Source organism: Thermoclostridium caenicola, from assembly GCF_900142095.1.
Taxonomy (GTDB): Bacteria; Bacillota; Clostridia; order DSM-8532; family DSM-8532; genus Thermoclostridium_A; species Thermoclostridium_A caenicola.
Genome location: NZ_FQZP01000016.1, coordinates 1 through 21,769 on the forward strand (window position 1 = coordinate 1; position 21,769 = coordinate 21,769).

Consider the following 21,769-nt stretch of genomic DNA (forward strand, 5'->3'; position numbering starts at 1 on the left):
TCTTCATTCTTAATTATCATTTCCGTCACCCAATAATATTTTACTATATTAATGCAAAAAAGCCCAGTTCTCACTGGACTTTTTCGACAGTCTGAGGCATATACTCAAGTATATGCCTTTACATTTTACATGGAGCAAATTGTCCTGTCAATATCAGCGGAAACCTTTTCTCTTGAGAAATGCAGGAATCTCCGGACCCTCGTTGTCATCGTCCAGTTCCAGCTTCTTCACCGGGGTCTCCAGCTTCTGGGTGCTGCCGCCGACAGCAAACAGGCGTTCCGGCCTCTTGATTTCAGGCCCTTTGTCGAAGCCTGTGGCAATAACCGTAATGATCATTTCATCCTTCAGGTTTTCATCGATCACGGCACCGAAAATGATATTGGCTTCCGGATCGGCTGAGGCCTGAATCAGTTCGGCCGCCATATTGACTTCCTGGAGTCCAAGGTCAGGGCCACCGGTGATGTTCAGCAGGACACCCCTGGCACCTTCAATGGATGTTTCCAGAAGCGGGCTGGAGATGGCCTGCCTTGCGGCTTCCTCGGCCTTGTTCTCTCCGGTTCCCCTTCCGATGCCCATATGGGCAAGTCCGGTATCCTGCATAATGGTCTTCACGTCTGCAAAGTCCAGGTTGATGAGACCGGGTACGGCAATGAGGTCGGATATACCCTGAACGCCCTGCCTCAGCACATCGTCCGCCAGGCTGAAGGCCTTCACCAGGGGCATCTTCTTATCGGCTATCTGAAGCAACCTGTCGTTTGGAATGGTAACCAGGGTATCCACCACGGCCCTGAGGGCTTCCACACCCTTTTCTGCGTGCTGCATGCGCTTCTTGCCCTCAAAGGTGAAAGGCTTGGTGACAACGCCCACGGTGAGAATACCCATTTCCTTTGAAATCTGCGCGATGACCGGCGCGGCTCCGGTACCCGTGCCGCCGCCCATGCCGGCGGTTACAAAGACCATATCCGCGTCCTTGATGGCCATGGCGATTTCATCGCGGCTTTCGTTGGCCGCTTTTTCCCCGATTTCCGGATTGGCTCCGGCTCCGAGTCCCTTTGTCAGTTTATCTCCAATCTGGATTTTCGTATTGGCCTGTGAAAGGAAAAGCGCCTGCTTGTCCGTGTTTACGGCTATAAATTCGACGCCGCGCAGACCGGCGCTGATCATGCGGTTGACCGCGTTATTGCCGCCGCCTCCGACGCCAACGACCTTCAGACGGGCAAAACTGTCCATATCGATATCAAATTCCAACACTTTTGTGTCCCCCTTTTATCGGTTATCGCAAGTAATTCAATATGGCTTGTAATCTGGACACAGCAGTTCTCATATCTCTTATATTACCATTATATTAACAAACCCTGTCAAACGCAATGATTTCTTTCAAAAATTCTGCCCTTTTGGATCAATATATTGCGTTTTTTCCATCTTCCCGACCATTTCAGGCAGTATATATAGTATTATTTCATTTCATCCAGCTTCAGCAGCTTCCTTCTGATATTGCCAAAATTGATGAATATCCTGTTGCCGAAGGCGAACACTGCGGCCAGGTAAAGCTGGATGCCCAGCTTGTCCCCGATAAAAGCCAGAAGCGCTGCCAGAAGGGAATTGCCGAAAAAGCCTGACAGGAAGACCTTGATATCGAACTTGCCTTCCAGCGAAGCCGAGAAGCCTCCCAGAACCGAGTCCAGCGCGGCAAGTATGGCCACAGCCGCATAATTGGAGTAGGCCTGGGGGATGTGGAAGGGAAGGAAAATGCCAATAATCAATCCTGCTATCAGTCCCAGTATGGGAATCATCAAACCACCTCAATCCGGTATGAAACTCGGGTTCTGACCTTTGATGAATTCCAGTCTTCCCCGTTCACTCGTGCCTATCTTTGTGAAAAAAATCTGCTTGGCAAAATCAATAGTATATTGAAGCCTGTCCGTCGGATCAAACCGTACCACGACCCGGTTGTCAAAGGACATCATGGCCGTGTCTTCATCCACCACATCGATCCAGTCCACCACAGGCCACAGCTGGAAGTCCGAGTTCTCATCGGATTCCCTGATGGCGCCGACGATATTGTCGGCCAGGCGGACGTGCCCGATATCAGAGGTTTCAAGCTGTTTGCCCACTGAATAACTGGAAAAATCAATACCACGCACTTCCTTGAGCCCTTCAGGAGGAGAACCCTGACAGACTTCAAGCACGTAGCCCTCAGCGTCCACGGTCAGGTAGCTTCCGAGATAGGGCAAATAGACTGACGGCTGTCTTTCGGCAACACGGATGCCCACTTCGTTAGGGAAAATGACAAATACCCTTGCCTCCTTGATGCGGGGCAGGGCTTCAATGGCCGTTTCCGCGTCAAGCAGCCTCAAACCGAGAATTGCCTCAGGAGAAAGCCTGAGCTGCCTGTATGGGTTTTCACCCAAGGCAATTCCCGATGCGAGCCTGATCTCTTCTTCGCTGTAATAACCGGCACCCTCAACGCGTATGTTTTTAACGGTGAAAATGGGTGTAAAGAAAAGCATGAGCACCAGCAGCACCGGACACATCAGCAGAAACAGTATCTTCAGCAGCCTTTTCTTTCGTTTTTTTCCACGGCTCATCGGCACCATCACCCATGTGCATATTATATCAGAGAGAGGGGGGAAATAACAGCCTTCAGGTCTCAACCCGTTTGATATCGGCTCCTATGCTGGAAAGGACCTTTTCCATCCGCTCATAGCCCCTGTCAATATAGTTGACGCCCGATATGCTGGATGTGCCTTCCGCGGCCAGCGCGCCAATGACCAGCGCGGCTCCGCCCCGCAAATCCCTGGCCTCCAGCTGGGCAGCCTTGAGTTTGTCGACACCGCGGATGATGGCCGTCCTGCCCTGCACACTGATGTCCGCACCAAGCTTCATGAGCTGCTCGGTATAGCGGAACCGGTTTTCAAAAACAGTTTCAACAACCACACTGGTTCCCCTGCACTTGGAGAGAAGGGCTACCATTTGTGGTTGCATATCCGTGGGAAATCCGGGATAGGGAGAGGTTCGAACCAGATCCAGGGCTGTCAGGTTGCCATTGGACTCCAATGCGATCACATTTCCAGAGTAGTTTTTTATCCGGCAGCCGCAGCGCTTCAAACAGTACAACACCGATCCGATATGGTCATAAATCACACCCGTGACCACGAGGCTTCCTCCTGTGGCAGCCGCGGCGGCCAGATAAGTTCCTGCCACAATGCGGTCGGGAATGATCCTGTGCACGGGTTCGGCTTTTATCTCGCGGGTGCCCTGGATGCGGATGACACCTGTTCCGGCGCCGGATACCTGGACGCCCAGTTTTCTTAAAAAGGCCTGCAAATCGTCAATTTCAGGTTCTTTGGCTGCATTCCGGATGATGGTTTCGCCCTCTGCCATACTGGCCGCCAGCATGATGTTTTCGGTTGCGCCCACACTGGGGTAATCCAGAAGGATCTCGCAGCCGGTCAGCTTTTCGGCCCGGCAGCACAGGATGCCATCGTTGATACCATCTATCTGGGCTCCCATCTGGGAGAGGGCCTTCAAATGCATATCGATGGGCCTTAAGCCGATTTCACAGCCGCCGGGATAACTCACATGGACTTCCCCGCACCTTGCCAGCAGGGCGCCCAGGATAATGATGGATGAACGCATTTTTCTCGCCAGCGCTTCAGGAATGCTGCTGGCCGTCAGCCGGGAAGCATCCACTTCAATCCTGCTTCCCTCCCTGCGGATGCCGCAGCCCAGGGCCCCAAGTATCTCCAGCATGGTGGTCACATCATCCAGTTCCGGGCAATTCTCAAGGATGCTGGTACCTTTGTTCAAAAGCGTAGCCGCCAATACCGGCAACACAGCGTTTTTGGCTCCGGGCACCTCAATGATGCCGCAAAGCCGCGAACCTCCGGTTATGACGAGATTGCTCACGCAAAACACCCCCGGAAGCTAAGTAATTGAATACATTTCATAATATGCTCCCGGGAAAATCCTGTTACTGGAAGCCTGTCCGTCTATATCTAGAGTTGGGGACAACCTGAAGCACGCCATCAGGGTCTGGCTTTCCGGACGGCTCAGCCCTCGCCCTGGCGGGCCCGTTTCAGAAGCTCAGCCCCTTTGACCGGGGCCAGGCTGTATGTGTTGTTCCTGGAGATGTTGAGAAGGATCCCCATTCCCACAAGGTGGAACAGCATGGAGGTTCCTCCATAGCTGATAAACGGCAGGGGCATGCCGGTTACGGGTATGGTGGCCGTTACAACGGCGATGTTGACGATGCTTTCTATGGCTATCAGCGATGTCAGCCCGATGGCCATGAGACTGCCCATCATGTCCGGCGCATTCATGGAAATGCGGATACCGCGCCAGATAAGCAGCAGGAAGAATGCGATCACCGTGAAGGCGCCCACAAAACCCAGTTCCTCGGCAACGATCGAGAAGATGAAGTCGTTCTGGGGCTCCGGGATGTACAAATACTTCTGCAGGCTTTTCCCAAGCCCTCTGCCGAAGATGGAACCAGAAGCGATGGCATAGAGGGAATTCACCACCTGGTATCCTGCTCCCTGGGGATCGGAAAAGGGATCAAGGAACGAAACAAATCGTTTCCAACGATATTCCGAACTGTAGATAAGGTAGGCTGCTGCCGCCAGGGCAGGTCCGCCGATGGCAAAAAAGTGGAGGAGCCTCGCACCGGCGCAGAACAGGATAACAGCCGCAACAGCCGTGATGAGAATGGCGCAGCTGTAGTGGGGTTCCAGAAGAAGCAGAAAGTCCACAAAGCCAACGATCAACAGATAGGGCACCAGGCCGCTGAAGAAAAAACGCAATCTTCCGTGGTTCTTGGCCAGGCTGAAGCTCAGGAACATGATCAGAGAGAGCTTCATAAGCTCGGAAGGCTGGAAGGTGGTAAAACCAAGGTTAAACCAGCGCCTGGCGTTGTTGGATACCGAACCTATGCCGGGTATGGCCACCAGAATCAGCAGGACAATGCTGACCAGCATCAGGATGGGCGAAAGGAGCGCCAGTCGGCGATAATCGATATTTGAGACAACAAACATCAGGACAAGGCCCACACCACTCCAGAGCAGCTGCCGGATAAGATAATGGTATTTGTTGTTGACGGTAAAGGCAGCATAATAGGAGCTGGCGCTGAAAACCATGACAATACCGATGGCCGTGAGCGCAATCACGGCGAAGAGGAGCCAGAAGTCATATTCCCTTTTTCTCATCCTGCAATCATCCTTCTTATGCCGGTGAACTAAGCCAACTGTTGCAGCGGAGGCCCGTCAGCCGGTCCGATAAAAAACTGAATCACAGCCGGGTCCTGAATACTATTATAGGAGCAGCACAGCCACGACGCCGGCAGCAAGGGTGACCAGGGCAAAGACTGTCACCACTTTGGTCTCCTTCCATCCCTTGTACTCGTAATGATGGTGCAAGGGAGACATCAGGAAGACTCTCCTCCGGGTCCTCTTGAACCAGAAAACCTGTATCACTACAGATAATGCCTCAGCCACATAGATTATGCCTGCAATCCCCAGATAGATTGCCGTGCCCGTCATCAGCGCCATGGCTGCCAGGGCACCGCCGAGGGCCAATGCGCCCACATCGCCCATGAACACCTTTGCGGGATGCAGGTTGAAGACCAGAAAACCCAGAAGGCCTCCCGCCAGTATGGCGCAGAACGTGCGGATATATTCCCAGTCGTCCCGGAATGTGGACATGACGGTAAGGAAGAGCAGGACAAGGGTGGTCACCGTGCCCGCCAGACCGTCCAGACCATCGGTAAGGTTAACGGCATTGGTAAAGGCTGCCAGCACAAAGATGGAGAAAGGCACCGCGATGGCCACAGGCAGCGTAACGGGCGCTTTCAAACCGATAAAGGGAATGACCAGGGTACTGGCAGAAGGGATATAGCTTATGGCATACCAGGTGAAGGCACCCGACACGATCAGGAGGCCCAGCATCTTCTGCTTTGGTTTCAGGCCGGTGTTATGCTTTCTTACAACCTTCAGGTAATCGTCGAGAAAACCGATGAGACCAAAGCCCAGGGTGACCAGGATCAGGACCAGGATGCGATGATCCTTTATGGCATACCAGCCGCCCACCAGGACCATGGGTATCAGAAAAAGCAGTCCGCCCATGGTAGGCGTTCCGCTCTTGGCCTTATGGGATTCAGGGCCTTCCTCCCTCACAGTCTGACCGCATTTGAGCCGCTTCAGCAGGGGAATCATAATCCTGGCAAGGGCCAGTGACATGGCAAACGCGATGAGATAGGCCAGCAACTGGTGCGGTATGACATTGAAGATTTTATTCATTCCTTTTCCCTCACTTGTTCTGCGCTTCAGTATTCCGGGATGCCCCTGTAACCTTGCCGCCAAAAAGCCTGTCGGCGAGAAGATCCAGATTCATCTTCCGCGATCCTTTGAAAAGGATAACATCGCCTCTGGCTAATTTCTGGCTTAAATAGTTTTGCGCATCTTCGGCATTTTGAAACAGCCTGGTGTTCTCCAAGGGCATGCCGTGGTCGGAAGCACCTTCCACATACCAGCGGGCCAGGTCACCGATGGCAACCAGATAGTCTATCCCCGATTCAGCCACCTGCATGCCTATTTCCCTGTGGGCATCCTCAGCCCATTCCCCCAGCTCCAGCATATCGCCCAGGACAGCCCATTTGCGCCGGTTGACGCCGATCTCCGACAGGACCCTGAGTGCCGAGCTGACCGAAGCGGGAGCCGCGTTGTAGGCATCGTTGATGACCTTGATGCCGTCCACGTCCACAATATTCATGCGCATGCGGTCCCCGGTATAGCTCAGAAGGCCTTTTTCTATGGTCCCGCAGTCAAATTCCAGCGTCATGGCCACGCTGATGGCCGCAAGGGCATTCTGGACATTGTGAATCCCCGGTGCCGGCACAAAGAACCGATGCTCCCAGGCGGGACACTGTACCGAGAAGCTGATCCCCTCTTCCCCTTTGGACAGTAAATCGCTTGCCCGGATATCGCAGGTTTCATCCATGCCGTAGAAAAGGGTTTTCTGCTTAAGAAGGCCCTTCAGGCCTGACAACAGTTCATCGTCCCCATTGAGCAGTACGACGCCGTCATCCTGCATGCCGCGGATGATCTCCAGCTTGGCCTTGAGAATGTTCTGCCGCGAGCCCAGCCGTTCAATATGGGATATGCCGATATTGGTGATAACCGCTATATCGGGGCGCACGATCCGGGTCAGGTAATCGATCTCGCCGAAGCCCCGCATCCCCATCTCGAACACGGCGGCCTGACAGGAGTCATCCAGTTCCAGCACCGACAGGGGAAGGCCAATCTCGTTATTGAAATTACCCTTTGTTTTATGCACCTTAAGCCCTGCCGACAAAGTGGCGGCGATCATTTCCTTGGTACTGGTCTTGCCGACGCTTCCGGTTACGGCGATCACGGGTATATGGAATCGGGAGCGATGATATTCCGCCAGCTTTCCCAGCGCTTCCACCGTCTTTTCCACCAGCACGGCCGGGACGCCGTCGGGAATGGAAGCTCCTTTTTCGGCCATAACCAGGACTGCTCCCTTGTCCAGCGCTTCACGGATGTAATTATGTCCGTCAAAGCGCTCTCCCCGTATGGCGACAAAAAGGCAGCCCGGTTCAAGGCTTCGGGTGTCGGTGGACACGCTCCTGATCATTATATTCCCGTCGGCAGCCAGTTGTCCATTGACCGCCCGGGCAACTTCGGCGGCATACATTTCCTTCATGTATCACTCAAGCTCCTTCAGTATGTTTTCGACGATCTCCCGCTCGTCGTAATGGATGGTCTTGTCCTTGAAAATCTGGTAGGTTTCATGGCCCTTGCCCGAGAGAACGATCACATCGCCGCTTCGGGCGTTTTTCATAGCATAGCGGATGGCCTCGGTCCTGTCCTCAATCACCACGTATTCCCCATTGGTCTTCCTGATACCCTCCTCGATATCCCTGAGGATTTGCGCCGGCTCCTCGGTCCTGGGGTTATCGGAGGTAATGATGGTGAAATCGGCAATCCGGCCCGATATCTCGCCCATGAGCGGCCTCTTGGTGCGGTCCCTGTCACCACCGCAGCCGAAGACGCTGATAAGGCGCCCCCTGGCAAACTCCTTCACGGTGGACAGGATGTTCTCCAGGCTGTCGGGTGTGTGGGCATAATCGATCATCACGGTATAGTCCTTTCCGGGAGTGGGCACCACCTCGGCGCGTCCGGGTACCTGTACCTTCTTCAGACCATCCCGGATGGCTTCAAAGGGTATGCCCAAAAGTCCGCAGACAGCGATGGCACCCAGCGCGTTGTATACGCTGAAAAAGCCGGGAACCGAAACACTGATCCGTTCCCTGAACCAGGGGGTTACCGCATCAAACTCCACTGAGCTGGAATGGGTGGTGATATTCTCGGCCCGCACATCTGCCGGCTTCTCTATGCCAAAGGTCAGAATATCACAGGTTGCGCCGTCCAGAACCCGCTCGGAGTAGGCGGCATCCACGTTGACGATGCCCTTTTGGCACATGGTAAAGAGGCGGAGCTTGGAGACAAAATAGTCCTCCATATCCGGATGCTCGAACCCGCCGATATGGTCTTTCGAGAAATTGGTGAAGACACCGATGTCAAAATCGCAGCCGGTTACCCGGTGAAGCTTGAGCCCCTGGGAGGAGACCTCCATAACCACCGTGTCGGCCCCCTTTTCCTTCATGCGCTCAAACATCTCCTGGAGGTCATAGGATTCCGGCGTGGTGCGCCTTGCGGGGATCTTCTCGCGACCGATGCAGTTGGCCACGGTGCCGATGAGGCCCACGGTTTTCCCAGCCTCTTCCAGGATGGAACGTATCATATAGGTGGTGGTGGTCTTGCCCTTGGTGCCGGTCACGCCCACCAGGGTCATGCTCCGGGAGGGATTTCCGAACCAGTTGGCAGATATCAGCGCCAGGGCTTCCCGGGAATTCTTTACCCGGATGATGGTGACATCCTCGCCGATCACATGGATATCTTTTTCCACCACCAGGGTGCATGCCCCGTTGTCCACCGCCTGCTGGGCGTATTTGTGACCGTCGGTGGTGAAACCGTCTATGCATACGAAGAGGTATCCGGGCAAGGCTTTGCGGGAATCATAGGTCACTCCCCTGATCTCCTTGTCCAGTCCGCCACGGACCTCAACCAATTCCAGGGATTCAACCAAATCCTTCAGTTTCATGCTATCCTTCCTTCCCTTACAGGCTCCGCCTGTTTAGATTCGTACCGTTTCCTTCCTAATCGGCGATCAGGAGCATGAACTCCACGTCTACCACTTCGCCCTTCGGAAGAAGCGTACCCGGTTCATACTGCTGGCTCAGCGCGGTACCCTCGCCCTTGATCCGGATGTTGAGCCCAAGGCTCCGCATGGTGGCCGTAGCCTCGTCCACGGTTTTGTTGGTAAGGTCGGGCATGGGCACCATATTGTCCTGCGGGCTGCCTTCGGTATACAGGATTACCGTGGAATTCCTGGGAACACTGAAGTCGGCCCTGGGCGTCTGAGCCGTCACGACGGCATTTTCGTCCTGGCTGCCTTCCACCAGGTAATTCAGGTTATAGGCCTTGAGCTTTTCAACCGCTTCCTTCACGGTCAATCCTACCACCGAAGGTACATAGACCTCTTCGGTCATCTTCTTCATGTCTTCCTCGCTGTACTGCCTTTCCACCTGCAGGTATTCCAGGATGTCCTCGCAGAGCTTCCCGGCAACCGGCGCGGCCAGGATACCGCCAGACCGCAGGTGCATCTCCACCTGGGGATGGTCCAGAACCACCAGGACCACGATCTCCGGTTTGTCGGCAGGTGCTATGGCGGCGAAGGACACAACATAGCGGCCTTCGGACTCGGTTTGAAGGGTTTCGGACGTACCGGTCTTGCCTGCAATCCGGTAACCGCTGACATAAGCATTTTTTCCCGTTCCTTCAGATACTACACCTTCCAGGATGGTTCTGACGGTCCGGGATGTCTCCTCCGAGATGACCTTACGGATCACCTGGGGTTCAAACTTCTGTATAATGTTCCCGTTGCTGTCGCTGATCTGCTTGACGAGCATGGGTTTCATCAGGTTGCCACCGTTGGCTATGGCACAATATGCAGTGGCCAGCTGAATGGGGCTTATCTGGAAGCGCTGTCCGAACCCGGCCACCGCCAGGTCGATTTCGGTGGGATTCTTGTGCCAGAGATTCCGGTATTCTTCGTCGGTGGGCTCCCCGGCCAGTTCCAGTCCGGTCCGTTTCTGGAATCCGAACATCCGCACATAGCTGTAGAACTTGTCAATGCCGACAGCCAGGGCCTCCTGCACAAACACCGGGTTGCAGGAGTTATACACCGCATGGGCGAAATCCTGCTGACCATGCCCGCCCGCGTGCCAGCAGTTGATGGTATGCCCGGCCAGGGAATAGGGCTTGCACACCACCGTGGTTTCGGGCCTTACAATGCCTTCCTCCAGCGCTGCAGCCGCAGTGATGGCCTTGAAGGTGGAACCCGGCTCATAGGTATCATTGACAACCTTGTTGCGGAACACGGTCGACCAGAGCAGATTGGTGTTCTCAATGCTGGAAAAGCCCTTCCAGTCCGGATCGTCCACAAAATCCGGCTTGGCGTCGGGATCGTTGGGATCGAAATCGGGATAGGACGCCATGGCCAGGATCTCCCCTGTATTGGGGTTCATCACGATGGCGGCTGCACCCCTCTTCAGGTTATAGTTCAGCGCAGCCTGTTCCAGGGCCTTCTCGGTGAAATACTGGATGGTCTCATCAATGGTGAGGAACACGTCATAGCCGTCCACAGCTTCCACGTAGCGTTCCTTGCTGAAACTGATGGGCCTGCCAAGCACGTCCACCTCGTTCATGATCTTGCCCGGCATGCCTCTTAAGGTGGCATCCAGCTTCAGCTCGATACCGGCCAGTCCCTGATCGTCAACTCCCGTGAAACCCAGGACGTGTGCCGCCAGGCTGCCGTTGGGGTAATAGCGCTTGGAATCCTCATCGATATAAATGCTCTGGAGACCCAGTTCGCCTATCACATAATTTCTCACCCTGGCGCCCAGGTCCCTGTCTATTTTTCGCTTGATGTATTCAAAACGGGAGTTCTTGTAGAAGATTTCCAGGATGTCCCCGGCATCCATCTCCAGCATCTCTCCCAGCTTTTGGGCCAGCTGCTGGAGCTTTTCCGGCTCTTTCACTTCGCTTCTGAGGCCGTTGGGATTAACCGAGACGGTGTCCACCGACGCACTGATGGCCAGACCCTTCCCGTTCCGGTCGTAGATGGTGCCGCGCTTGGGATTGATCATCCGCTTCTGGGTCTGGGTCGAATACGCCTTTTTCTGGTATTCCTCACCCTTGACAAACTGGATGAATCCCACCCTGTATAGCATGAAAAAAAGCGACAGGGTGAAGACCAGCAGCATGAAGAATTCCCTTCTTTTCAACATTCGCGTGTTGGGTTGGGTGGGAATTTCCCCCGCTTGCTTTTTCTTCCTGACGCTTTTCAAGTCCACCGGAGCTTTCAAAGCAGTCCTGGGCTGCGTACCTGTTCTGTATTTGCCATTACCGCTTTTCATCTGATTTCTCCTGCAAAAAAAGGACGACGGACTGATCCGCTGTATGCTTCACTATCAATCCATGGTCCTGCATGATTCTGTATAAAATATATACCTGACGCGCTCATTATATTTCTTTTCCATAAGAAAGCCGGTTCCGGGGCATTGCTGGTCATACCTGTCACGGGAAAGCCGCCCGCACCGCATCCAGGATACCTTCCAGCAAGGATTTCCGGCCCCCGGATGCTTCTTCGATGTATTGTTGATCCAGCACCACATTGTAATCATTCTTGGGAACGCTTACCGGAACAATCTGGAACCGATCGGGCTTGTGCATGCCCAGTTCGGTCTCCGCAATCTGCTTGACCCTGTCCAGATCGATGCTGGTTTCTATTTCAACCTTCAGGAGCCTGTTCTCGTTCCTCAATGTATTGTATTCCTCGTTCATCCTGTTCATGGCGGCATTCAGATCCGCCAGCAAGGAGAAGCGGTAGAGCACCACAAAGCACATGGCAACCAGGGCCACAATGCAGAAGCACAGCCTGCCCTTGGGAATATGGGCATACCTCGGTACAGCAACGCGGGATACCCTTACCTGGCGCTCCTTCGGCTGATGCGTTTCATGCCGCTCCGGCCTCTGGGGCAGTTTGGGCGCCACACTGCCGTAAACATAACCACTTCTGGTTTCCATGTGATGGTACCTCCCTTCCGGACTCGTTTCCACTTTTGCAGCGCTGTCTGGATTCTTCTGCCGACATTTGAACCTTATCTCCGCTGAACGGACCGTAACTCATGGCTGCACGCCTTATCTCAGGCAATTCACAGTTCCCTAAAGAGAACAACGTGGCGTACTTTACCGTAACGCCACCTCTCGCCGACATCAGAGATGAAGTTCCGGGTCTGCCCTCGGGCAGACCCTGGAGAAGATCATTTCGGATAATCTTTCCAGCTCACTTTTCTTTTGTGTGTTTCCTTTGTTTCTTACCTGCTTCTCTTTTGTAAACTTTTCCTTTTCTCTTGTGTAAACCTTGTCCACTTTATCTTTGGTAACTGGTTCAAATCTTTTGTAACTCCGGCTTTCGCCGGCAAATGGTCTTCTTTGGTGGATACAGCCTTTGCGCTTTGGTTTCTTACCGTTCTTTTGTGTCTTTCCGATATTCTTCTTTTGTAAATTCTGCTTTTATCCTTTGCACCGGCTTAAGTCAATCAATTAAAGCTTTTCCGCAACCCGGAGCTTGGCGCTCCTGGCTCTGGGATTCCTTTCGAGCTCATCCTCGGACGGCGTCACAGGCTTCCTTGTCAGAATCCTTATCTGCGGCGTCCTGCCGCAGACACATTTGGGAAAATCCCCGGGACAAATACAGCCTTGCGCCTTGTCCTTGAAAATCTGTTTCACAATCCGGTCTTCCAGGGAGTGGAAGGTGATTACTGCCAGCCGGCCTCCGGGATTCAGAAAATCGATGATCTCGCCCAGCGTTTTTTCCAGAACCTCCAGTTCCCTGTTGACCGCTATGCGGATGGCCTGGAAGGTTCTTTTGGCCGGATGCGGTCCTTCCCGTCTCGCAGCGGCCGGTATGGCCGCCTTGATGATGTCCACCAGTTGACCTGTTGTGGTTATCTTTTGTGTTTCTCTGCTTTTCACAATGAATTCCGCTATCCGCGAAGCCCACTTCTCCTCTCCGTACTCCCGGATGATTCGGGTCAGTTCCTCGCGGCTCAGGTTGTTGACAACCCATGCGGCATCCATTTCTTCGCTTTTGTTCATTCGCATGTCGAGGGGCGCATCCTGCTGGTAGCTGAATCCTCTTTCTCCCTCATCCAGTTGGTAGGAGGAAACGCCCAGATCCATGAGTACCCCGTCGACTGCCTTCAGCTTTTGCATCCCGATGACTTCTCTTATTTTTTCAAAGTTCGTATGGTAAAGGACGTATCGTCCTTGGGTTTGCACGTTCTCAAGCTTTTGCCCGGCCGCCCGTATGGCGTCCTGATCCTGATCGATGCCTATCAGCAGACCTTCCGGCCCCAGTCTTTTCAAAATCTCTGATGAATGCCCGGCTCCGCCCAGGGTGGCATCCACATAAACGCCGTTTGCGCGGATATTCAGATAATCTATGCATTCATCCAGCATGACGGGTTTGTGTTCAAAGGTCAAGGCCGGATTCTCATCCTTTCAGCTTTTTACGGAAGGTTTATGGGTAGGCTGTCCAGTATCTCGTTGATGTCATAGGAGCTGGTCACTTCTTCATACTTCTGCGGATCCCAGATCTCCACCTTGGTGTCGACACCGGCGAAAAGCACTTCCTTTGTCAACCCGGCCCAATCCTTCAGCTCCTGGGGAATCACAAACCGCCCCTGGCTGTCCAGGCTGCAGGTTACTGCGTTGGCAAAGTAGTGGCGGATGATGGCCCGGTAGTTCTGCCTGCTGGTCTGGAGGGTCTTGATCTTCTCTTCAAACTCCTCCCAGGCTTCCATGGGATAAAGGTAGAGGTTCTGATCCTCACCGCGGGTAATGATGAACTCAGTACCCAGCTTGTGACGGTAAGCGGCAGGCACGAAAACACGGTTTTTTGCGTCCAACGTATTCGTGTATTTGCCGTTAAAACCTCCCACCACTTTCACCCACTTTGCTCCACTTACATTGTATTCTACTCCATCTATCGGCACCCGTCAACCCTTCGCTTAACCTTGCCGGAAGGTCAGCAAAAAAGGGATGCTCCGTCCGGAACATCCCTGCAGGTTCACCAAATACCATATATTGTATTGTATAAATAAACAATACACTAAATATGTTCGGGCAATGTTTTGTCAAATATTATGCAATTTTGCTTATTGAAATTTTGTAACAAAATTTTAATATTTCATGTGTGGAACCGATCCCTTCCGCCGGGTTCCCTGTACGGTCTCAGGCCTCAAACATGGGCTTCTGACGCCGCATGGAGACGCTGACAATAATCCCAACGGCCAGGTAATTGACCACCACCGAGGATCCACCGCTGCTGACGAAGGGCAGCGGAATACCGGTCATCGGCAGGATGCCGATGTTCATGCCCACGTTTTCCACAAAGTGGAACAGGAACATGGCCATGAGGCCAATCACCAGGAAGGTTCCGAACTTGTCCTTGGCAAAGCGCGCAATATAGAGGCAACGCAGCAAAAGTACGGCAAACAGCGCCACCAGCACAACAGCGCCAACAAAGCCCATCTCCTCTCCTACCACCGCAAAGATGGAGTCGGTCTCCACCTCGGGCACCATGAAGGTGGCTTTGCCCTTGCCGAGACCCACCCCGGTGAGCTGCCCCCTTCCGATATGGCGGATGGCCATGCGCACCTGGTATGCGCCGCTGTTTTCATGTGCTGAAGGATTAAGGAAGGACTGTATGCGCGTGATCATGTGATTCGGCAGAACATTGACCAGCACGGTAAACCACAGCAGCGGAAACACCAGCAGGACAGACCCGCCGAAAATGAATATATAACGGTATTTAATACCGCTGACAAAAAGCATGCAAAGAAACATGAAAACGTAGACCATGGCGGTGCCGAAATCCGGCTGAAGCAGCACAAGACCGATGGGCAGCGCCGTGGAGGCCAGGAGCAGCAGAACATGCTTGAGACTTCGGCCCTGCTGCAGCCTTTCGAAATAGAAGGCCGCGGCGATGACCATGGCCACCTTGCCCAGCTCGGACGGCTGAACGCTCAAAGGCCCCAGCATCAGCCAGCCCCGGGTTCCCGTTTCCTCTCTTCCCACGCCCACCAGCAGAACGGCCACCAGAAGGAAAACCGTGATGAAATAGGCCGGTATCCCCAGTATCTTCAGATCCTTGTAGTCGATGATCATGACGATGATCATGACCGCGATCCCCAGAATGGAGGCGATCAGCTGTTTCATGAAGAGATTGGGGATTTCCTTCTGATCGGCCATCCCTTTCAGCACGATAAGGCCTATCACGTTGATGAGGATGACATTGATGATGATGAACCAGTCAATATTCTTAACCAGCGATGGTCCCTTGTTCTTTTCTATGGCATACATAAACCGATAATAATCCCTCGTCGCTGAATGATTGGATGTTCAGCCCCAAGCCGCTCCGGTTCAGTTCCCGCTGCCGGAGGGTGTCGTGTCAACGGTTCCGTCGGGGTTTTCGGCGGTTTCAGCTGCAGCGTCATCCGCACCTGCCGGAATTTTATCCCGGGTTTCCGGGACGGGCTCAGCTGCCGCCTTCCCATTCTCATTATCGGCCAAAACCGTGGCCGTGTCATTGGAAACTATTCTCTCCTGCTGTTTCTCTTCTTCCCTGAGACGATTCAGAACCTCGGCATAAGCGCTCTGACCGCCTTCTGCCGGTATTTCCTTCCGGGTTTTTGCCCTGATGGCAGCGATGAACAGGAAGATGGCGGCGCCAACGAACAATACCGCCGCAAAGACCTGGTTGTATCGCACGTTGTTGCCCGACTGGAAATCATCCACCCGCAGAAATTCGAGATTGAACCTTGCAAAACTGTACAGCATCAGGTACCAGGCAAAAACCCTGCCAGGCACCCTGTTCCTTTTCCTGATGGCCAACAGGATGAAGAACGCCAGAAAGTTCCATATGGACTCATACAGGAAAGTGGGATGGACAAGCTTATTCGGATCGATGCCCGGGTCCGGGAAAGTCTGGATAATGTTTCCGGTCATACCCCAGGGCAGATCGGTGTTTTTACCGTAAAGCTCCTGGTTGAAGAAATTCCCCCAGCGGCCGATGGCCTGGGCCAGAGGAAGATATACGCAGGCAAAGTCGACCAGGGTCCACATGCGGATCTTTCTGATCCTGGAGAAGATGAAGACCGAAAGCACGGCGCCTATCACAGCGCCATAAATGGCCAGGCCGCCTTCCCAGATATAAAGGATACGCTTCAGATCGTTTTTGAACAAATCCCACTTGAACACGACAAAGAACAGCCTGGCAAAGATGACGGATACGGGCAGGGCAAACAGGAACATGTCGATCAGGTCCTCTTCCCTGATCCTGAATTTTTCGGCCTGCTTCGTGGCCAGAATCAGGCACAGCAGGATGGCCACGGAAATGACGATGCCGTACCAATGAACACTGATGGGCCCGATTCCAAAAACCGGTCCCAGCTCAAAGGCTTCCGGGCTCACCTCCAGTCTTATGCCAAGTTTCGGAAATGCAATAAAGTCGACCCCCATATGACTTACCTCCACGTTTTATATCGGATGGATCACCGACAGGACGGTTGTTTTTGTAAACAGGCTCCGGAGAATCTGGTTGGTATATGCCAGATCCAGTTCCTCAAAAATCCTGCTCAGTTCAAAGTAGCTGGTCTTGTTGAAATAGCAGTCCATCATCTCCCTGGCGATGACATCGGGCGAGTTGAGCGTCCTGACGAAAACACCCTCATGAGATTTCCTGATGCGGTCGAAAACCTCCTGATCCAACCCCTTTTCAACGGTGGCTTCGATCTCCCTGCGAATCTCACCGGCAACCCTCTCGGGATCAGAGGACTGACCGCCCCAGTTGACGAATCCATAGCTCTGGTCGGCAGAAACCTCAAACCGGAAGGAATCATTGATCAGCCCATCATAATACAGCCGGTTGAAAAGCTCAGAGCTTCTGCCCATGATGGCGGCCAGAATGATACCAAGGGCTGTCCGCCGCTTGAGCAGCTCGTATCCCGATACGCGTACCGGATCCTTGATACCCATGTTGAACAGCGGCATGGACACCCGGAGCTTTTGCTCCTTGTACGTCAAGTTCACTTCCTCCGGTTCTTCCGGATAACGCTTTTCGGGTTTTCCCCTGTCCTTAGATTTTATCATACTGTCAACCGTTGTGAAAACCAACTCGGGATCCACGTCGCCTGATACGACCACCACCATATTGCTGGGCGTATAGAAGGCATTGTAGCATTCGTAAAGAAGCTCCTTGTTGATTTGCGCGATGCTATCCAGTGTGCCCGCGATGTCCACCTTGACCGGATGGTTGACATACAGGCAATCCAGCAGGTTGAAGAACAGCCTCCAGTCCGGGCTGTCTTCGTACATGCGGATTTCCTGACCGATGATGCCCTTCTCCTTCTCCACGTTTTCATCGGTCAGCCAGGGATTCTGGACATAGTCCAGCAGCATCCTGAAGTTTTCTTCAAACAGGTCGGTGCAGGTGAAATAGTATGCGGTCTGGTTGAAGGAAGTGAAGGCGTTGGGCGAGGACCCCATCCTGGAGAACTTGTCCAGCATGTTGCCGTCCTCCTGTTCGAACAGCTTATGCTCCAGAAAATGGGCGATGCCGTCCGGCACGCGCATGACCTGACCATCGCTCTTTTTGAAAACATTGTCGATGGAGCCGTAATCGGTGGCAAACAAAGCGGTTTTCTTGTTGTATCCGGGCTTTCTCACCAGAAAGGCTTTGAGACCTGACGGGTGATCGTATTCATAAAGGGTTTCTCCCAATCGTTCATAGGTTATGGTTTTATAGTTCATCATGCATCCTCCTTTTCAGGACATGGCCGCTGTGTCCCATATTATGCCTGCACCTGGTTGGGTTTCAGGAAATAGATGGTGTCCAGCTGGATCTTCCGGGCCACACGCACCACATTGTCGATGGTGACCGCATCCAGTTTCTGGGCCATGGTTTCGAAATCCTCCCCATCCTGGGTCAAATGCTGGCTGAGGAAGAAGTCCACAATGGCCCCCTGGCTGTCCTGCATGGTCTTGATTCCCGTTCTTAAGGATTTCTTGGTGGCATCGATCTCATCCTGGGTGATCCTGCCTTCCTTCATATCTTCAAACTGCTGCAGAATGATTTCTTCGGCCTTGGCCCGATTTTCCTGCTCGATGCCGCTCATGATCACCATGAGGCCCTTGTACTTTTCAAGGACCGAACTGGCGTAGTAGGCCAGCCTTGCCTTCTCCCGCACGTTCTGGAACAGCTTGGAGTGGACATCCCCGCCCAGTATCCCGTTGTACACCACCAGCGGGTAATAGTCAGGGGATGACGGCCCCACATTTGTCCTGAAGCCCAGGCAGAGCTTTCCCTGGTTGACATCCATGCTCTCGTCCACGCGCCTGACTTCCTTAACGGTTTTGGTCACATCGGGAAGCACAGTTTTGCCCACATTGACGCGGGGGATCTGCGTAAACTGTTCAATAAACCGGTGGGCGCTTGCATCATCAATGGAGCCGGACATATAGACAAAACAAGGGTAGGAAGTGATCATCTCTTGGTATATGGCATAGGTTTTCTGCGGGGTCAAAAGCAGCGCATCCTCCTCATAGCCCTCATCGGGTATGGCGAAGGCCTCACCGCTGCACATCTCCTCCATGCATCGCAGGAACGAGAACCGCATCTTATCGTTGATCCGGCTTCTGATATAATCGATCAGGTTATCCCGTTCCTGCCTGAATACCGAAGCCTTAAAGCCGTTGTCTTCCACGACAGGGTTCTGAAGAATGCACATGAGGAGCTGGCTGCACTGGTCAAACAGATTGTCCTGACCGCTGGTGTAGGCATCGGCGATATGGGACATGTGGAAGCTGACGATCTGGGTTTCGCCCTTCTTGCTGCAACCGCCGTCCACATCGGCACCGTACAGTTCCTCCAGCCGAATCTCCAGTTCCCGCTGAGTGGCAAATTTCTGGCATCCCCTCTTAAGCACCGAGGGTATAATGGCATTTCCGGATGCACGCTCCCTTTCCAGGCTATCCAGAAAGAAGACATCCACCCGGTTGGTTTTGAACTTCTCAGAGTTAATCCGGTAAAAGGTTATGCCGTTTTTCTCCGCAAGCTTTTCCGCGGATGTTTTCACTGTGGTCGATTCCATAGTGGATCCCTCCAAAATTTTCGCTAAGCCGTGAAACGGGTCCATGGCAGGTCGGAACGTCCGCTTCAACATTATTGTGGCATTGCATGGGTATTTTTATTTGATAGAATATGATTAAACAGCTTAGCCGTTTGCATCTTTAAAGTTAAATTATTATATCATAAAATTTATTCCAGATCATACCGCATCAGGTCCACCGTCCCGGCATTGCACCTGCCGGTTGCCGGAAAACCGGAAATCTGACCGATATATTATACAAGAGCGCGGCCGTTTACTGCCCATTTCCCGGCCCTTGCCGCGGATGCCCGCAAGGAGGTTCCCGATGTTTTACCTCAGCTTCCAGAATCAAATCCAACTGCTGCTGTTGCTCGTTTTTTCCTCCTATGTTTTTTTGTCAGGTCTGTCCGTCGGCCCAAAGGATCCCCGCCTGAAGGCCATGGCCCTTTCCTTTGCCATCCCGCTGATTCTCGGTTCCTATTCGTTTCTTGCAGGACCCCACAATATACACATCGCTTCCCTGTACCTGGATCTGTCATGGTTTTTGCTGATCCTGGCGCTGACCCTGGTATCCCTAATCCGATCTTCATCCGATTTCCTCAGATTTCTTCATCCTTTGCTGATTCTTCTGCCCATGGCGGCCATCTTCATGCAAGCCATGTTGCTGGAACTGGACTGCAGGTTCTATATGTGGTATTTCACGCTTGCTCTTGCCGCCATTCAGCTGCTCCTGACCATCGCCCGGCTTGTCGGCAGAAACCATTCCCGCCTGATGCTCCACCTGGGCGTCTTCCTGATGACCCTCAGCTTTGCCCTGAGTCTTTCTGATATCCTGATTCCGCCGCTGATTCATGGTTCGGCAGCCGCCGGTCTGTCCCTGTGCGCCCTCTATTTTTACATGCACACCTACGGCAGGCTGAAGGCCGAACACAACAGGAAAATCCAGGCGCCAGAAAGGCAATAAGATACCTGCTGCAGCCAGGCTGCAGGCAAATTCTGACGCTTCTTCCCACCTCTTCATTAAAATGCGATTAGAAAACCATTAAGTTCCGGTTGGCTTCCTTGTTCTGGCAGGCAGCCTGTGCTATGATTTTTGTGCAAAAATCCGTGGAAAAGTGAAACGCAGGAATGCCATAGCCCGAAAACGGGGTTTGAGCATTCTTGCATTAGAATGCAAATCCGGGCGGGAGGTTTTGCGATGAGCACCAGAAAAATCATCATGTGGACTTTGGCGTCCGTGCTGCTCACGGGTGGTGTGCTGATCGTTTATTTTCTGGGAGGATTCACGGGTATGCTTTTCACAGATCTTGAGACATTTGAAGTTAACGATTTCAGGGAGTTCGATGCGGGCCCCGTGGGCGGGATAGAGATTTCGGCATCAGGCACCGATACCGATATTATTGTAGTGGATTCCCCAAAAATTATGGTTTCCCTGAAAGGGACGGTGCGCACCCAGGACGCTTCGTTCGTTCCCTATATCGAAGCCGATGTCATCGGCAATACGCTGCGCATTGAGATAAAGAAAAAATCTTCCTCCAAGGCCATGTTCTATTCGGGTGACGTCCGCCTGACGCTGGAGATTCCCGAATCCTTTACGGGCCATCTGGCTTATAACGGTGCATCCGGCAGGCTGAACGCTTCCAGGCTGAAGCTGAATTCCTGTAAGCTGGCTACTTCGTCAGGAGATATCTCCCTTGGAGACCTGGAGGTGAACGGCATTGCTTCCGTCCACGCGACATCGGGAAGGATCGGGGTTGAGAAGCTTCAGGCATCCAGCGCCAGCTTTATGGCTTCCTCAGGGGATATCTACCTGGGAGACATCACAGTCCGGGAAGGTTTTTCAGCGGATGCTTCCTCGGGGCAAATCGTCATTGAGAGCCTCATCGCGTCCAACGCGACATTGAAGAACACCTCGGGCGACAAGAGAATCGCCAGTCTGACCGTATCGGGAGAAGCTGTCCTTGAAGGCAATTCGGGTTCCACGAAACTGGATCGCGTCAGTACCGGTAAGCTGGTCATCCGCTCAAGTTCCGGAGATGTCAGCGCCGAAACTGCCCGCTCAGGGCAGACAACCATCCAGACTTCTTCGGGCAGGATTTCGGTGAAGGGTCTTGAAGGGGATGCGGATTTGTCCTCGGGCTCAGGCAGCATCACCCTCCAGTGCGAGAAACCGGCCTCATCCATTCAAATCGCATCTTCCAGCGGAAGCGTCAACCTGAGCCTTCCCGGCAGCGCCCAGTTTACATTGGACGCGCAGACCAGTTCAGGCCGCATCAGGACGGATTTCAGCCTCGAAAAGTCTTCCTCCGGAGAGAAATACCTGCGCGGAAGCGTCGGTAACGGTTCCCTTGCCGTATTCGTAAAAACCACTTCGGGGAATATAACGGTTTCGAAGAACTGACTGAGGTAACCGTA

At 53.2% G+C, this 21,769-nt stretch carries 18 protein-coding genes; 2 read left to right on the forward strand and 16 right to left on the reverse strand.

Going from position 1 to position 21,769, the window contains the following annotated elements; translation table 11 throughout:
• Positions 1-153 precede the first annotated feature (153 nt).
• From ftsZ to yfmF, 16 genes are all read right to left on the reverse strand, one after another.
• Positions 154-1,251: a cell division protein FtsZ gene (gene ftsZ, locus F3H12_RS06060; protein ID WP_149678452.1), complete on the reverse strand. Its 1,098-nt coding sequence runs from the start codon at positions 1,249-1,251 to the stop codon at positions 154-156.
• Positions 1,252-1,454: 203 nt separating this feature from the next.
• The gene (locus F3H12_RS06065; RefSeq protein ID WP_149678453.1) at positions 1,455-1,793 is read right to left on the reverse strand and encodes a small basic family protein; all 339 of its coding nucleotides are present in this window, start codon (positions 1,791-1,793) and stop codon (positions 1,455-1,457) included.
• Positions 1,794-1,802: 9 nt separating this feature from the next.
• Complete coding sequence (locus tag F3H12_RS06070; protein ID WP_188118406.1) at positions 1,803-2,588, reverse strand: cell division protein FtsQ/DivIB; 786 nt, start codon at positions 2,586-2,588, stop codon at positions 1,803-1,805.
• Positions 2,589-2,643: 55 nt separating this feature from the next.
• Positions 2,644-3,909, reverse strand: a complete 1,266-nt coding sequence (gene murA / locus F3H12_RS06075) for a UDP-N-acetylglucosamine 1-carboxyvinyltransferase (protein WP_149678455.1) — start codon at positions 3,907-3,909, stop codon at positions 2,644-2,646.
• 143 nt (positions 3,910-4,052) lie between these two features.
• Positions 4,053-5,204 carry a putative lipid II flippase FtsW gene (gene ftsW / locus F3H12_RS06080; protein WP_149678456.1) on the reverse strand — a complete coding sequence of 384 codons (1,152 nt, stop codon included), beginning with the start codon at positions 5,202-5,204 and terminating at the stop codon, positions 4,053-4,055.
• A gap of 105 nt (positions 5,205-5,309) precedes the next feature.
• Complete coding sequence (mraY, locus tag F3H12_RS06085) at positions 5,310-6,293, reverse strand: phospho-N-acetylmuramoyl-pentapeptide-transferase (protein WP_149678457.1); 984 nt, start codon at positions 6,291-6,293, stop codon at positions 5,310-5,312.
• A gap of 10 nt (positions 6,294-6,303) precedes the next feature.
• Complete coding sequence (locus F3H12_RS06090) at positions 6,304-7,719, reverse strand: UDP-N-acetylmuramoyl-tripeptide--D-alanyl-D-alanine ligase (protein WP_149678458.1); 1,416 nt, start codon at positions 7,717-7,719, stop codon at positions 6,304-6,306.
• Positions 7,720-7,722: 3 nt separating this feature from the next.
• Complete coding sequence (locus F3H12_RS06095; protein WP_149678459.1) at positions 7,723-9,180, reverse strand: UDP-N-acetylmuramoyl-L-alanyl-D-glutamate--2,6-diaminopimelate ligase; 1,458 nt, start codon at positions 9,178-9,180, stop codon at positions 7,723-7,725.
• Between the two features lie 55 nt (positions 9,181-9,235).
• Complete coding sequence (locus F3H12_RS06100) at positions 9,236-11,557, reverse strand: PASTA domain-containing penicillin-binding protein (RefSeq protein ID WP_243133209.1); 2,322 nt, start codon at positions 11,555-11,557, stop codon at positions 9,236-9,238.
• A 160-nt stretch (positions 11,558-11,717) separates the two neighbouring features.
• Positions 11,718-12,227 carry a cell division protein FtsL gene (locus F3H12_RS06105; RefSeq protein ID WP_149678460.1) on the reverse strand — a complete coding sequence of 170 codons (510 nt, stop codon included), beginning with the start codon at positions 12,225-12,227 and terminating at the stop codon, positions 11,718-11,720.
• Positions 12,228-12,746: 519 nt separating this feature from the next.
• The gene (gene rsmH / locus F3H12_RS06110; protein WP_149678461.1) at positions 12,747-13,688 is read right to left on the reverse strand and encodes a 16S rRNA (cytosine(1402)-N(4))-methyltransferase RsmH; all 942 of its coding nucleotides are present in this window, start codon (positions 13,686-13,688) and stop codon (positions 12,747-12,749) included.
• A gap of 26 nt (positions 13,689-13,714) precedes the next feature.
• Positions 13,715-14,155 carry a division/cell wall cluster transcriptional repressor MraZ gene (gene mraZ, locus F3H12_RS06115; RefSeq protein WP_188118407.1) on the reverse strand — a complete coding sequence of 147 codons (441 nt, stop codon included), beginning with the start codon at positions 14,153-14,155 and terminating at the stop codon, positions 13,715-13,717.
• 283 nt (positions 14,156-14,438) lie between these two features.
• Complete coding sequence (locus tag F3H12_RS06120) at positions 14,439-15,569, reverse strand: FtsW/RodA/SpoVE family cell cycle protein (protein ID WP_149678463.1); 1,131 nt, start codon at positions 15,567-15,569, stop codon at positions 14,439-14,441.
• A 60-nt stretch (positions 15,570-15,629) separates the two neighbouring features.
• A complete protein-coding gene (gene lgt / locus F3H12_RS06125) occupies positions 15,630-16,727 on the reverse strand; it encodes a prolipoprotein diacylglyceryl transferase (protein WP_149678464.1) in 1,098 nt (365 codons plus the stop codon).
• A gap of 18 nt (positions 16,728-16,745) precedes the next feature.
• Complete coding sequence (yfmH, locus tag F3H12_RS06130; RefSeq protein WP_243133210.1) at positions 16,746-18,020, reverse strand: EF-P 5-aminopentanol modification-associated protein YfmH; 1,275 nt, start codon at positions 18,018-18,020, stop codon at positions 16,746-16,748.
• 38 nt (positions 18,021-18,058) lie between these two features.
• Positions 18,059-19,357, reverse strand: a complete 1,299-nt coding sequence (yfmF, locus tag F3H12_RS06135) for an EF-P 5-aminopentanol modification-associated protein YfmF (RefSeq protein ID WP_149678465.1) — start codon at positions 19,355-19,357, stop codon at positions 18,059-18,061.
• 322 nt (positions 19,358-19,679) lie between these two features.
• On the opposite strand from yfmF, the gene F3H12_RS06140 reads away from it, so the two are divergent.
• Positions 19,680-20,318 (forward strand): hypothetical protein, encoded by a 639-nt coding sequence (locus F3H12_RS06140; RefSeq protein WP_149678466.1) that lies wholly within the window; start codon positions 19,680-19,682, stop codon positions 20,316-20,318.
• Between the two features lie 234 nt (positions 20,319-20,552).
• Positions 20,553-21,755, forward strand: a complete 1,203-nt coding sequence (locus F3H12_RS06145; protein WP_188118408.1) for a DUF4097 family beta strand repeat-containing protein — start codon at positions 20,553-20,555, stop codon at positions 21,753-21,755.
• Positions 21,756-21,769 lie beyond the last annotated feature (14 nt).